The 13,243-nt window shown below is 71.3% G+C and carries 13 protein-coding genes and 2 tRNA genes; 4 read left to right on the forward strand and 11 right to left on the reverse strand.

The window, feature by feature from the left end; translation table 11 throughout:
• Positions 1–79 precede the first annotated feature (79 nt).
• Positions 80–2,047, reverse strand: coding sequence for a S53 family peptidase (locus tag CV755_RS17225; protein ID WP_109281112.1), 1,968 nt, complete (start codon positions 2,045–2,047; stop codon positions 80–82).
• Between the two features lie 304 nt (positions 2,048–2,351).
• Between CV755_RS17225 and CV755_RS36955 the strand changes: the two genes are divergently transcribed.
• Both CV755_RS36955 and CV755_RS17235 read left to right on the forward strand, forming a co-directional pair.
• Positions 2,352–3,134: a hypothetical protein gene (locus CV755_RS36955; RefSeq protein WP_109281113.1), complete on the forward strand. Its 783-nt coding sequence runs from the start codon at positions 2,352–2,354 to the stop codon at positions 3,132–3,134.
• On the forward strand, positions 3,131–4,639 hold the full coding sequence (locus CV755_RS17235; protein WP_109281114.1) for an NADH-quinone oxidoreductase subunit NuoF family protein: 1,509 nt from the start codon (positions 3,131–3,133) through the stop codon (positions 4,637–4,639). The genes CV755_RS36955 and CV755_RS17235 overlap by 4 nt, the downstream gene beginning before the upstream one ends.
• Before the next feature lie 39 nt (positions 4,640–4,678).
• Here the strand turns inward: CV755_RS17235 and CV755_RS17240 are convergent.
• The 3 genes from CV755_RS17240 to CV755_RS17250 all read right to left on the reverse strand — a co-directional run bounded on the left by CV755_RS17240 (position 4,679) and on the right by CV755_RS17250 (position 6,825).
• Positions 4,679–4,751: transfer RNA gene (locus tag CV755_RS17240), tRNA-Ala, on the reverse strand.
• Positions 4,752–4,886: 135 nt separating this feature from the next.
• Positions 4,887–5,120, reverse strand: coding sequence for a hypothetical protein (locus tag CV755_RS17245; protein ID WP_109281115.1), 234 nt, complete (start codon positions 5,118–5,120; stop codon positions 4,887–4,889).
• Positions 5,121–5,346: 226 nt separating this feature from the next.
• The gene (locus tag CV755_RS17250; RefSeq protein ID WP_193553420.1) at positions 5,347–6,825 is read right to left on the reverse strand and encodes an MFS transporter; all 1,479 of its coding nucleotides are present in this window, start codon (positions 6,823–6,825) and stop codon (positions 5,347–5,349) included.
• A gap of 111 nt (positions 6,826–6,936) precedes the next feature.
• Between CV755_RS17250 and CV755_RS17255 the strand changes: the two genes are divergently transcribed.
• Entirely contained in the window at positions 6,937–7,863 is a 927-nt protein-coding gene (locus tag CV755_RS17255; RefSeq protein WP_364852024.1) for a helix-turn-helix transcriptional regulator, read from the forward strand.
• A 52-nt stretch (positions 7,864–7,915) separates the two neighbouring features.
• On the opposite strand, the gene CV755_RS17260 is transcribed toward CV755_RS17255, so the two are convergent.
• From CV755_RS17260 to CV755_RS35165, 7 genes are all read right to left on the reverse strand, one after another.
• A tRNA-Ala gene (locus CV755_RS17260) sits at positions 7,916–7,988 on the reverse strand.
• A 112-nt stretch (positions 7,989–8,100) separates the two neighbouring features.
• Entirely contained in the window at positions 8,101–8,754 is a 654-nt protein-coding gene (locus CV755_RS17265; RefSeq protein WP_109281117.1) for a histidine phosphatase family protein, read from the reverse strand.
• Complete coding sequence (gene rsfS, locus CV755_RS17270; RefSeq protein ID WP_109281118.1) at positions 8,751–9,191, reverse strand: ribosome silencing factor; 441 nt, start codon at positions 9,189–9,191, stop codon at positions 8,751–8,753. Before rsfS ends, CV755_RS17265 begins: the two co-directional genes overlap by 4 nt.
• 81 nt (positions 9,192–9,272) lie before the next feature.
• Positions 9,273–10,913, reverse strand: coding sequence for an LCP family protein (locus CV755_RS17275; RefSeq protein WP_109281119.1), 1,641 nt, complete (start codon positions 10,911–10,913; stop codon positions 9,273–9,275).
• Between the two features lie 42 nt (positions 10,914–10,955).
• Complete coding sequence (gene nadD, locus CV755_RS17280) at positions 10,956–11,567, reverse strand: nicotinate-nucleotide adenylyltransferase (RefSeq protein WP_109281120.1); 612 nt, start codon at positions 11,565–11,567, stop codon at positions 10,956–10,958.
• Positions 11,568–11,623: 56 nt separating this feature from the next.
• Positions 11,624–11,785 (reverse strand): hypothetical protein, encoded by a 162-nt coding sequence (locus tag CV755_RS35160; protein ID WP_164503296.1) that lies wholly within the window; start codon positions 11,783–11,785, stop codon positions 11,624–11,626.
• Positions 11,786–11,892: 107 nt separating this feature from the next.
• Complete coding sequence (locus CV755_RS35165) at positions 11,893–12,057, reverse strand: hypothetical protein (RefSeq protein WP_164503297.1); 165 nt, start codon at positions 12,055–12,057, stop codon at positions 11,893–11,895.
• 92 nt (positions 12,058–12,149) lie between these two features.
• On the opposite strand from CV755_RS35165, the gene CV755_RS17285 reads away from it, so the two are divergent.
• Positions 12,150–13,226, forward strand: coding sequence for a M48 family metallopeptidase (locus CV755_RS17285; RefSeq protein WP_109281930.1), 1,077 nt, complete (start codon positions 12,150–12,152; stop codon positions 13,224–13,226).
• Positions 13,227–13,243: the final 17 nt, after the last annotated feature.

A 13,243-nucleotide genomic window follows, 5' to 3' on the forward strand; every position in this document is an offset into this window, starting at 1 on the left:
GAGGCGTACGGCACGCATGCGGTCAGGTTACCGCAGGGGTGCCGGGGCCCGCACCGAGGTACGGGCTCCGGCGGGGGCGTCAGTGCCGGTGACCGGGGATGTACGAGGTCACATAGTCGGCGCCGGGCGAGCCGACACCGGTGACGTTGTCGTAACCGACGGTCGCGGAGAGCGAGCTGTCATTGCCGAAGGTGCGCAGCGAGGTCAGCACGCCGTCCTTGGCGTCCGCGCCATTGGCGAAGTCCCTGCGCACCACACCGATGCTCTGGCCCTTGCCCAGCGGGTGGTCGGTGACATCGTGGTAGGCGGAGGTGCCATAGCGGTCGTAGATGGCCGGGTTGGCGAAGCCGAGCGGCACACCGTGGCGGGCCTGCTGGGCCAGCACCTGGATGGCGGCGATCACCGGGCAGGAGAGCGAGGTGCCGCCGATGCGGTACTCGCCGTACTTCACCGACTTGTCGGGGAAGGTCTGGGTCTGCCCGACCAGGAAGCCGGTGTTGGGGTCACCGATGGCGGAGATGTCCGGGGCGACGCGCATCGGCTTGGTGCTGCCGTTGATCTTGGACAGTGCGTCCGGGACCACACCGCGCTGGTAGAAGGGCTGCTCGACCAGGGTGCTGGTGCCGCCGCCCGCGCCGCCGTTGAAGGCGCCGGGGAGGTTCTCCCAGTTCTGGCCGTCCTTGGACAGCGAGGCCTTGTGGGTGCCCCAGCCGGTCTCCCAGAGGTACTTGTCACCCTTGCCGACGGCCAGCGAGGTGCCGCCGACGGAGGTGGCCCAGGCGGAGTTGGCCGGCGAGTCGATGGTCTTCTGGCCGTACTTGGCGGCGTTGTCGCCGTCGTCACCGGAGGAGAAGTAGAAGCCGATGCCCTCGACCGCGCCGGTCTGGAAGAGGTGGTCGTAGGCGGCCGCGGCGTCCGGGGTCTCCTGGGACTCGATGCTGCTCCAGGAGTTGGAGACGACGTCCGCCAGCCGGTTGTCCACGACCTTGTTGAGGGCGTCCATCAGGTCGGGGTCCTGGCAGGAGGCGCCGCCGACGTAGACGATGTTGGCGTCCGGGGCCACCGCGTGCGCGGCCTCGACGTCCAGGGTCTCCTCGCCGTACCAGCCGGAGGCGTCACAGGCGTCGGGGCCGGTCTGGGTGTAGTCGCTCGGCAGCACCTGGCTGAGCTGGCCCTTGCGGTAGGGCTTGTCGCCGTTGCGCTTGGCGTACTCCTGCGCGTCCTTGACGATCGTCGGCGAGGCGTAGGCGTCGGTGATGGCGATGGTGGCGCCCTTGCCGGTGAAGCTCTTGGCGCCGTACGCGGCCCGCAGCTGCTTGCCGGTGTAGCCGCGGATGGCGTAGGGGGCCTGGCTGCCGTAGGCCGGCGGAAGGTCCTTGTCGACCTTGGAGCCGTAATAGGTGGAGAACGGGCCGGAGTTGACGAACGCCTTGCCGGGGCCGGGCAGGGTGTCGGCCGGGCGGTTGAGCTTGGGGGCGTTGTTGAGGCCGGTGACCGTGAGCACCGCGCCGTCCAGGGAGGCCGGGACGGAGGCGGTCTTGGCGGGGGCGACGAGGGTCTTGCCGTCCTTGGCGTACTTGTGCAGCTCGGCGCCGAACGCCTTCTTGACCGCGGCGGCGTCACCGGTCACCGAGATGTAGTGGTCGTTGCTGCCGGTCACCTTCAGGCCGGAGGACTTCAGCCAGGCGGTGACCTTGGCTATCTGGTCCTTGGTGGGGGCGAACCGGCTCTTGGCCTGCTTGGCGGTCAAGTACTTGCCGTAGTGCGGAGACTTGGGGTCCGAGACGGCCCGTGCGTAGTCGGCGAGGCCCTTGGCGTCCCGGCCGGCCAGGTAGACCCGGGCGCTGATCTCCTTGGACTCGGGGGCGGCGCCCCGGTCGGCCCTGGCGGTGGCCCAGGCGGGCTTGGTGCCGGCCAGCGACTGCCGGTCGTGCGGGCCGCTGTCGGCGCCGGCGGTCGGCGCGGTGAGCGCCAACGCCCCGGCCACCAGCGGCAATGCCGCCGCCAGAGACAGGCCGGCGCGCATTCTGGAACCTCTTGCTCTCATGAAACCCCCTGCGATGCGCATGGTCGCGAATGTTCGCGTGGTCGCCTATGCGGGGGCGGTGAATGCCGTCCGCATATGGGACGTCACTCTGTCGATGAACTGTTCATTTATGGGGCATGAGTTCGCCAAGAAGAGACCAAAGAAATCTCATGTTCCGGCTGAGCAAGGGGCGTTGAGGGAGCAACAGCGCAAAACCGGCGAGGGAAGGGACCAAATGGACCGACGTTAGCAGCGGTGCTGCCGTCCCGGGCGGGGTTGCGAGAAGCGGTGGTGGCGCCTCGCCGGGCGCCTAGGGTCGCGCGGCATGAGCCCGCACGCCTCGCTCTTCCTTGACCGCACCGCCGGCGTCCTGGCCCTGGTGGCGCTCACCGCCACCGTGGTCTGGGGGCTGATCGCCGCCGACTGTCTGGCCGTGGTGCCGCTCACCGCACGGGCCCGGCTGCTCGCCCAGGCCGTCCACCGGGCGCTGGGCGTTGGCGCGTTGGGCTTCCTGGCCGTGCATATCGCGGTGAAGACGGCCGAGGGGCACGCCGGAGCGGCGGCGGCACTGCTCCCCTTCTCCTCCGGAGCACTGCTCGGCCTGGGCGCGCTGGCCGGATATCTGCTGGTGCTGGCCGCGGCAACTGGAGCGCTGCGTTCCGCATTTGTGGGACGCGGACGGCTGGCCCGGCGCTGGCGGGTTGTGCACTCCTGCGCATACCCCGCCTGGTGCGCCGCCCTCCCCCACGGCCTCAAGGCGGGCCGCGCACCGGCGACTTGGGTGACCGTCTGCTACGCGCTCTGCCTGGCCGCGGTGGCGGCGGCCCTGGCCTTCCGGGCACTGGCCGCCGCCCCGGCCGGGAGGCGGGTACGGAACGGGGTACGGGCGGCTATGCGCCCCGGCACGCGCCCGGGGCGCGGCAGGCGGGCGGCACGACCGGTGCGTGCCGGGTCCGCGCTGGGCCGGTATGTGACAGGGTCCACGCGAGCCCGGCGCGGCCGGAACGCACGGGGAGTACGGGGCGCGGGCAACCGGAAAGCGGGCGGGCGGGCAGGAGTGCCCGGTGAGGTACTCGCGGCACCGCCGCGTCCGGGGAGGCACGGATGAATGAACCACTGCCCGAGCTGCCGCCGGTGGTGGCGCTGGGGCCGGCGCGGGTGACGGCCGGGCTGGCCGATGCCGAACGGCTGGACCGGCGGGCCCACTTGGCCGTGCACGGCGGACCGCCCCGGCTGACCGAGTCCCAACTGGCGCTGCTGGCCCAGGCCGTAGCACTGCGCGGGCGCGGCGGTGCGGGCTTCCCGTTCGCCCGGAAGCTGCGGGCGGTGGGGGACGCGGTACGACGGCGCGGAGTGCGGCCGGCCGTGGTGGTCAATGGGTGCGAGGGGGAACCGGCCTGCCGCAAGGACACCGTGCTGCTGGCCCGGGCTCCGCACCTGGCCCTGGACGGGGCGCTGCTGGCGGCCTCGGCACTGGGGGCCCGGACCCTGGTGGTCGCGGTCACCCGGGCATGCACCGAGTCCTCGGTACGGGCCGCGCTGGCCGAACGGGGACTGTCCGACCGGCGGGGGCGAGCGGTACGCGCCCGGGTGGTACGGCTTCCGGAACGGCTGGTCTCCGGGGAGTCGGCCGCCTTGCTGCGGGCCGCCGACGGCGGGCCGGCGCTGCCGCCCGGGCACCATCCCCGGGCCGCCGAGGCCGGGCTGGCGGGGATGCCCACCCTGCTGTCCAACGCCGAGACCTTCGCCCAGCTCGCCCTGGCGGCCCGGCTGGGCGCACCCGGCTATGCCGCGACCGGTTTCCCCGGGGAGCCGGGCACCCTGCTGCTCACCGTCTCCGGGGCGGTGCCCGCCCCCTGTGTGGTGGAGGCGCCCGGCGGGGTGCCGCTGCCGGAGGTGCTGCGGTGGTGCGGGGCACCGGGCGCGGTGCAGGGGGTGCTGGTGGGCGGCTACCACGGCGCCTGGCTGGACGCCGCCGCTGCCGGGCGGGCCGTGCTGGCCCGGGACGCGCCGGCCGCGCTGGGCGGCACCCTGGGCGCGGGTGCGCTGCTGCCGCTGCCGCTGGACAGCTGCCCGCTGGGCGAGGCGGCCCGGGTGGCGCGCTGGCTGGCCGGAGAGTCCGCCGGGCAGTGCGGGCCCTGCCGGGTGGGGCTGCCCGCGCTGGCCGGGGCGCTGGAAGAGCTGGCCGGTGGCGGGGCCGCGGGTGAGGCGGCCCTGCGGCAGATGGCCGGAGCGGTACGCGGACGCGGCGCCTGCGGGCACCCGGACGGCGCGGCCCGCTTCGTCCTCAGCGCCCTGGACGCCTTTCCGGACGACCTGGCAGCGCACCTCGGCGGTGGCGGCTGCGGGCGGCCGACGGCCGGAGTGCTGCCGCTGCCCGCCACCGGGGCGGAGCCGGAGGCGGCCGAGGAGCGGCTGGCGGTGGACTGGACGCTGTGCGAGGGCCACGGTCTGTGTGCCGGGCTGCTGCCGGAGCTGGTGCGGATGGGAGCGGACGGCTATCCGGCGCCGGCGGACACCGCCGTGCCCCGGCGGCTGCGCGGCCGGGCCCAGCGGGCGGTGAGCCGCTGCCCCGCCCTGGCCCTGCGGCTGGAACGGCACCAAATGCACTGAGCGGGCCGCCCGTTACCGGACGACCCGCTCAATTCACTGTGGAGCTAAGGAGAATTGAACTCCTGACCTCCTGCATGCCATGCAGGCGCTCTACCAACTGAGCTATAGCCCCTTGTTCTGTTTTCCGCCCGGTTCCCCCGGCGACATCGACTACATTACACGGCCCCACCCGCCATCTGCCAAATCGAGGGCCTGCTCGATCAACAGTGATTTCGCTTTGCCCGATTTGCCCCCTTGTCAGGGGCAGTCAGGCCGTGGCGAAGGAATAGAACCGCTTGAGCGCGCAGTGCTCATCGAGCAGCCGGCCATAGATCGGCTCGCCCTCCAGCTCCCGATAGGTCTCGATCGGGTCGCCCTTTATGATCAGCGCCCGCGCGCACTCGACGCACCAGTACTGGTAGTCGGGATTGATCGGCTCCATATCGCGGACGATCGGTGTCCCACTGCCACACCAGTCGCATTTCCGGCTGTGTGCACCCATTCACTCAGCTCCAGCTGTGGCCGCAGGCGGTACAGACATAGGAGACACCGCCGTTGTCGCCAAGCACCTGGGCCACATGAGCGGATCCGCATGCCGGACACTGAATCGACGCCGTCAGAGGGAGGGCATCGGACTCCGCGAGGATGCGCATCGGCATAATGCCTTCCCTCCCCTTCGGCCCCGTCCGCTCCCGGCTGTCCGATTCTGCCATGCGACGGGCGCCAGGTCAGCGCCGCGGCCGCACCAGGCCCGTACCCACCGCGGCCACGGCCGTACCCCCCAGGGCGAGGCAGGTGATCCAGAGCGAATGCGCCGCCATATGCGCCCCCGCGCCCCCGGCGCCGCCCAGGTACACCGCCCCGAAGACGGCGATACCGGTGAGCATGCCGATCTGCGAGGTGGTGGCCAGCAGCCCGCTGGCGTCCGCGGCGTGCTCCGGATCCACGGTGGCCAGCGCCCGGGTCAGCGTGGGGCTGAAGGCCATGCTCACCCCGGCCCCACAGGCGGCCGTCAGCACATAGAGCGCGGCACCGCCATCGCCCCCGCCCCGGAGCAGCAGTCCCAGCCCCAGATAGCCGGCCGCCGCCAGCACCAGGCCCACCGGCGCCAGCGCACCATGCCAGCGGGCGGGCAGACGCTGCCAGTTGAGACCTATGACGCCGAACAACGCGGCCATGGGCACAAACGCCAGGCCCGTCTGCTGGGCGCTGAACCCCAGGGCGCTTTGCAGATGGAGCGAAAGCACCAGCAGAAAGGCCCCGTTGACCGCCATGGACAGCCCGATCCGGGCCACCGCCCGGGGCATTCCGGGCGCCCGCAGCACCACCGGCGATATCAGCGGCGCTCCCCCGCGCCGGGCCAGCCGGGACTCATAGGCCCCGAACACCACCGCCAGCACCGCGCTCAAGGCGAAGGACGCCCAGCACCACAGCGGCCAGCCCTGGTCCTGCCCCAGCACCATCGGCACCGTGAACAGGGTGACCGCCGCCGCCAGCAGCAGCAGGCCCGGCAGATCCAGCCCCCGGGAGCCCTCGCCCGCCTGCCGCCGGTCACGCGGCATCAGCCGCAGGCCCAACGCCACAAGCAGCACGCCTATCGGCACATTCACCAGGAACACCGGCCGCCAGCTCAGCCCATAGAGATCCGCGCTGACCAGCACCCCGCCCACGATCATGCCCGCCGCCGCGCCGGAGGCCAGCACCGCCGAGTAGGCACCCAGTGCCCGGGTGCGCGAACTACCGGTATACGTACGCTGGATGAGGCTGAGCACCTGCGGCAGCATCATCGCGGACCCGGCGCCCTGAACAAACCGGAACGCTATCAACTGCCCCGTATCCGCGGCGAGTCCACAGCTGAGCGAGGCCAGCGTGAACAGCGCCACGCCCAGCAGGAACAGCCGCCGGTGGCCATGGCGGGCGCCCAGCCGGGCGCCGGTGATCAGCAGCACGGCATAGGCGATGGTGTAGCCCGCCACTATCAGCTGCATCCCGGCTCCCGAGGCATGCAGCTCGGTGCGGATGGTCGGGGCGGCCACATTGACGATGAACACATCGAGCAGCGCCATGAATTGGCCGGTGAGCACGATCGCCAGCAGCCAGGCCGGTCTCGGCGGGCGGCCCCGGGCACCCTGGGCGGCGGCGTTGTCAGTGGCACCCGCTTTACTGACGGAACGAGTGGGGGAGGCTTCGGCGAGGATCTCGGTCATGGCAACCAGCCTCGGGCAGGCGCTGCACGGGTACCGAGAGCCCACGGATGCTGGTACCGACAGCACCTGGCAACCCCCCGGGCCGACGATGACGATGGGGGAATGACCACCATGGCGACGACCAACGGACGCAAACGCCCGGAGCTGGCCGCCTTTCTGCGCAGCAGAAGGGCCCGGGTGACCCCGGCCGACGTCGGTATGCCCGGCGGGCTGCGGCGCCGTACCCCCGGGCTGCGCCGGGAGGAGGTCGCCCAGCTCTCCGGCGTCGGCGTCACCTGGTACACCTGGCTGGAGCAGGGCCGTCCGATCAATGCCAGCGTGCAGGTGCTGGACGCCATCGCCCGCACCCTCCGGCTGGACCAGGCGGAGCGCGAGCACCTCTACCAGCTCGCCGAAGTCCCCTACGCCCCGGAGCGGGTGGCCGACGCGGAGTTCGTCGGCCCGGAGGTGCTGGGCATCGTGGAGAGCCTCCATCCGCTGCCCGCCGTGGTCTACAACGCCCGTTACGACGTGCTGGCCGCCAACACCGCCTATGGGGCCATGTTCCCCTTCATCCACCTCACCCCGGAAGGCAAGGGCAATGTCCTGTGGCAGCTGTTCACCGTGCCTCCCTGCTGCTGCCCCTTTATCGACCGGGAGGCCGAACTGCCCCTGCTGGTGGCCGCGTTCCGCGGTGCCTATGGCCGTCATGTGGGCGAGCCCGCCTGGGAAAGCCTGATCGAGCGGCTGAGTACGGCCAGCGAGGACTTCCGCCGGCTGTGGAACGCGGGGGATGTACTGCCGCCCGGCCACCGGATAAAGCATGTGCACCATGTCTCGGTGGGCGAACTCCGGCTGACCTCCACCTCGCTGGCGGTGGGCGGCGTTCCGGAGACCCGGATCGTGGTCTACACACCCAATGACGAGGAGAGCCGCGAGCGGATACAGCGGCTGTGCGCCGAGGGGGACCCGGTCATCGGCTGCTGTGTGCACGCCCGCCGGCTCTCCGAGATACGCGCCCTGCAGGCGGAGACCCGGGAGCCGGAGAAGGTGGGCTGAAAACGAAGATCCCGCCCTTCTCCTCAAGAGAAGGGCGGGATCATCAGGACTGTGGAGCTAAGGAGAATTGAACTCCTGACCTCCTGCATGCCATGCAGGCGCTCTACCAACTGAGCTATAGCCCCGCTGCTCTCGGTTCCCCCGGAGGTTTTCCCCCGCGTTCCCCGCGAACAAGAAGAACTTTAGCCTGCGACCTGGCCAAATGTGAAATCGGGCGGAGGCCGCCCCCGGCGGCGCTCAGTCGTCGTCGCCGAGGACGGGCTCGGGCAGGGTGCCGGCGTTGTGCTCCAGCAGCCGCCAGCCGCGGGCGCCCTCGCCCAGCACCGACCAGCAGCAGTTGGTGAGGCCGCCGAGCGCCTCCCAGGAGTGCGGCGCCAGGCCCAGCAGCCGGCCGATGGTGGTGCGGATGGTGCCGCCATGGCTGACCACCACCAGGGTGCCGCCGTCCGGCAGCTTCTCCGCGCCGGAGAGCACCACCGGGGCGGCCCGGTCGGCCACCTCGGTCTCCAGCTCACCGCCGCCGCGCCGCACCGGTTCACCGCGCTTCCACGCCGCGTACTGCTCGCCGTAGCGCTCGATGATCTCCTCATGGGTGAGGCCCTGCCACACCCCGGCATAGGTCTCCCGCAGTCCGGCGTCACTGGTCACCGGCAGCCCGGTGAGCGAGGACAGCTCGGCGGCGGTGGCGGTGGCCCGCTTGAGGTCGGAGGCCAGGATGGCGTCCGGCTTCATTGCGGCCAGCAGCCGGGCGGCCCGGCGGGCCTGGGCCACCCCGGTCTCGGTCAGCTCGATGTCCGTGGAGCCCTGGAAGCGGCGCTCGACGTTCCAGGCCGTCTGGCCGTGCCGCCACAGCACTATGCGGCGGCCCCGGCCGCCGCCGCTGCCGTTCAGCTGAGCTCCCCGTGCGGGGCGCCCTCACCGGCCTGGGTCCGGGCGTACTCCTCGGCCTTGCCCTTGGTGGCCACCGCGTCGGCGGGCAGCTGGATCTCCGGGCAGTCCTTCCACAGCCGCTCCAGTGCGTAGAAGACGCGCTCCTCGCTGTGCTGGACGTGCACCACGATGTCCACATAGTCCAGCAGCACCCAGCGGGCGTCGCGGTCGCCCTCGCGCCGCACCGGCTTGGCGCCCAGCTCCTTCAGCAGCCGCTCCTCGATCTCGTCAACGATCGACTTGACCTGGCGGTCGTTGGGGGCCGAGGCCAGCAGGAAGGCGTCGGTGATCGACAGCACATCGCTGACGTCATAGGCGATGATGTCGTGCGCGAGCTTGTCGGCAGCCGCCTGGGCGGCGGCCTGGATGAGCTCGATGGAGCGGTCCGTGGCGGTCACAAGCCATGCTTTCGCTAGGGGTCGGTACGCCTCAAGGGTCTCATGACCCGCCGGTGCCCTCCCCTGGCTTTTCGGCCCCGCTCAGCTCCGGTAGTCCTTGCCGAGCACCACCGTGATGTCGGCGTTGGCCGCGCCCTGTCCCTTCTTCACCGCGCTCACCGGCAGCCCCAGCGTCTTGGCTGCCTCCCGGGCGTCCCCGGCCCGCTTGTCGTCGGTGTAGACCACCGAGGAGGCGTGCTGGACCGGGACGGTGCCGCCGTCGAGGTAGGTGTAGCCGCCGTTGACCAGCGCCACCTGGGCCGACTGGGCCGCGGCCGGGCCGCCTGTGGCGTTCCTCACGCTCACCCGGGGGGTGCTGTCCTGGCCGGCGCTCTTCACCGCGCCGCCCAGTACGTCCTTGACCACCCGGTCGGCGGCCGCTCCGTCCAGGGTGCCGTCCGCCCGTACCGGCAGCAGCGCGGTGTCATAGGCACCGGCCCGGGCCCGGGCGGCCAGCTGGGCCAGTGAGGCGCCCAGTTCCTTGACCGACAGCGAGGGGTCGGGGATCTGGGCCAGCTGCTCCACGGTGTTGGTGGCCGCACCGGTGTCGGTGGAGAGCTTCTTCAGTACGGCCTGCATCACCTGTCCGAAGCGGGCCAGCTGCTGGTTCTGGTCCTCGCGGGCGCCCCGGTAGGTGGCATAGGCGACCGCCGTCTGCCCATTGAGGTTCTGGCCGCTGCCGCGGTGCACCTGGGGCTGGTCGCCGGGCTTGGCGCCCGGGACATCGGTGTCCGCGTCCAGGGTGATGCCGCCGACCAGCTGGACCAGGTTCTCCAGATAGGGGGTGTCCAGCCGCCAGCTGCCCTTGATCTGCGAGCCCAGCAGGGTGTTGAGGGCGTCCCTGGTGGCGCCGGTACCCGCGTCGGTGACCGATTTGCCCAGAGTGGTGGCGCCGCCGCCCTCCTTGGCCACGGCCAGCGAGTTGGGCAGCAGGACGGTGGTGGCCTTCTGGGTGGTCCGGTTGTCCACCAGCAGGGCGGTGGAGCTGCCGCCGCCCTTGATCTGGCGCAGATGGACCACGATCACATCGCGCTGCTGGGCACCGGCGGCCGCGCCGCCCTTCTTCTGGTCCGTCCCGGCCAGGAAGAACCAGGCCAGGCCGCCGGCCAGGACCAGCACCAGGGCCACGCCCAGCGCCAGATAGCGGTTGCGGCCCTTGCGCTTGCGCTCATCGCGGCGTTCGGTGCGGCTCTCGCTGAACTTCAGCCAGTCGATGACGTCCTCGGACTCCTCGTCCGGGGTCTCGACAAAGGAGAACTGCTCGGTGCGGTAGACCGGCGCCTCCTCGCCGCCGGCGGCCTGGTCCGGTGCCTGGCGCGGCTCGGGGATCTGCGGCTCCGCCGGGGCCGCGGGCTCGGCCTGCCAGTCGGCCTGCCGCTCGGTCTGCCGGGGGACCCGCTCCTGCTGCCGGGTCTGCGACTGCGGCTGGAACTGCGGCTGCGGCTGGGGGGCGGCGGGGTCCTGGCCGGGGTGCTGGAACTGCTGCTGGGAGGCGGCGGCATAGGGGTCGTAGCCCTGGGCCTGCTGCGCAGCGGGGTACTGCTGGAGGGGCCGGCCATAGACGTCATAGACCCGCTCCGGCGCGTCCGGGTGGTACACCGGCTGCCCATAGGCGTCATAGCCGTAGACCTGCGGCTGGTACGCGTAGGGATCGTGCGGGTACGGGTCCTGGCGGTCGTTCAACGGTGCCCCTCGAATGGCCCTCGAGCCGGGATCGGCCGGTTGTCAGCCGTCGTGACGGTACAGCTTGCGCTTGTCGATGTAGCGCACCACACCGTCGGGCACCAGATACCAGACCGGCTCCCCGGCCGCCACCCGGGCCCGGCAGTCGGAGGAGGAGATGGCCAGGGCCGGGACCTCCACAAAGGAGACCCGGTCGTCGGGCAGCCCGGGGTTGGCCAGTATGTGGCCGGGCCGGGTCACCCCGATGAAGTGGGCGAGCTGGAAGAGCTCGTCGGTGTCGCGCCAGGTGAGGATCTGGGAGAGCGCGTCAGCGCCGGTGATGAAGAACAGGTCCGTGTCGGGGTTGAGGTCCCGCAGCTCACGCAGGGTGTCCGTGGTGTAGGTGGGACCGCCGCGGTCGATGTCGATGCGGCTGACCGAGAACTGCGGGTTGGACGCGGTGGCGATCACCGTCATCAGATAGCGGTCCTCGGCGGGCGAGACCCGGCGGTGGCTCTTCTGCCAGGGCTCCCCGGTCGGCACAAAGACCACCTCGTCGAGGTGGAACTGTGCCGCCACTTCACTGGCGGCGACCAGGTGGCCGTGGTGGACCGGGTCGAAGGTCCCGCCCATCACGCCGAGCCGCCGCTTGACGGGCTCCGTCTGCTGTCCCATGCGTGCAGACCCTACTGGGCGCCGTGCGGCACCGGCCGTCCGGGGACGCTCCCGGCTCAGCGGTCCCGGTTGAAACGGGTGGTGATCCAGAGCAGCAGAAGCAGGATGACCAGCGCGGCGCCACCGGTCATAAAGGGGCTGATGCTCTTGTGGGTGTCCACATGCTCGCCCTCGGAGGCGAGGGTGACCAGGGCGGCGTGGGCAGATGCGATGTTCACGTCGGCAGGAACCTATCCGGGAGGGATCGGGTGGAGACTTCGGCCACATCGTATGCGGGGACTTATCCGAAGCTCACGCCGACTCCGGGCACGGGCGTACCGGACGGTCACTTCCGGTAGCCGCGCAGCAGGAGCCAGGCGGTGAGCGGGACGCCCACCAGCAGCACCAGCAGCACGGTGCGCAGCATCGTGCCGGGGCCCTGGTCGTGGGCGTTGACGGCGAGCACCTCGGTGAGGGCGGGGTGGGCGGCGAATTCCTGGATAGCGGGCATGTCTCCACGGTAGCCATGTCAGTGACACGGCCTAGGGTGGGGTCCATCAGCCAAGGGGGACGGCCGAGCCGAGGGGGTTTTCCATGGGTTCCATGAGCGAGGACACGGTGGGCGGCGAGCGGTCGCCCGCCCGCGACCGCAGGCGGTTCCCGGGCATCTCGTCCCGGGCCTATGAGCACCCGGCGGACCGTTCGGCGCTGGTGGCGCTGCGCAAGCTCAGCGGCTTCGACACGGTGTTCAAGGCGCTCAGCGGGCTGCTGCCGGAGCGCAGTCTGCGGCTGCTGTTCCTGTCGGACTCCGTGCGGGTGAGCGAGCAGCAGTTCCCGTATCTGCACACCATGCTGCTGGACGCCTGCCAGATCCTGGACCTGCCCCGGGTTCCGCCGATGTATGTCACCCAGGATCCGCAGCCGGGTGCCATGTGCGTCGGGCTGGACGAGCCGGTCCTGGTGCTCACCACCGGGCTGCTGGAGCTGCTGGACGAGGAGGAGATGCGGGCGGTCGTGGGCCACGAGGTGGGCCATGCGCTCTCCGGGCACGCGGTCTACCGCACGATACTGCTGTTCCTGACCAATGTGGCGGTCAAGGTGGCCTGGATCCCGCTGGGCAACATAGCGGTGATGGGCCTGGTGACCGCCCTGCGGGAGTGGTTCCGCAAGTCGGAGCTGTCGGCGGACCGGGCGGGGCTGCTGGTGGGGCAGGATCCGCAGGCCTCGCTGCGCGGGCTGATGAAGATCGCGGGCGGCAACCATCTGCACGAGATGAACGTGGACGCGTTCCTGGCCCAGGCCGAGGAGTACGAGGCCGGGGGTGACCTGCGGGACTCGGTGCTGAAGATCATGAATCTGCTGCCTCGGAGCCATCCCTTCGCGGTGGTAAGGGCGGCCGAGCTCAAGCGATGGGCGGAGAGCAGGGATTTTCAGCGGATCATGGACGGGCACTATCCGCGGCGGTCGGAGGACGGGGAGGCGTCGGTGTCCGGCTCCTTCCGGGAGACGGCCGGGCACTACGCGGATTCGGTGCGCTCCAGCAAGGATCCGCTGATGGGGCTGGTGCGCGATATCGCGGGCGGCGCGGGGGACTTGGGCAGCAGGCTGCGGGATACGTTCCGGGGGGCGAAGGGGGGTTCCGAGGGGCCCTCGGAGGGGCCGGGCAAGGATGCTTCGTAGGCCGTTTTCGGGTGCGA

It is taken from the genome of Streptomyces orinoci (genome assembly GCF_003121295.1).
GTDB lineage: Bacteria > Actinomycetota > Actinomycetes > Streptomycetales > Streptomycetaceae > Streptomyces > Streptomyces orinoci.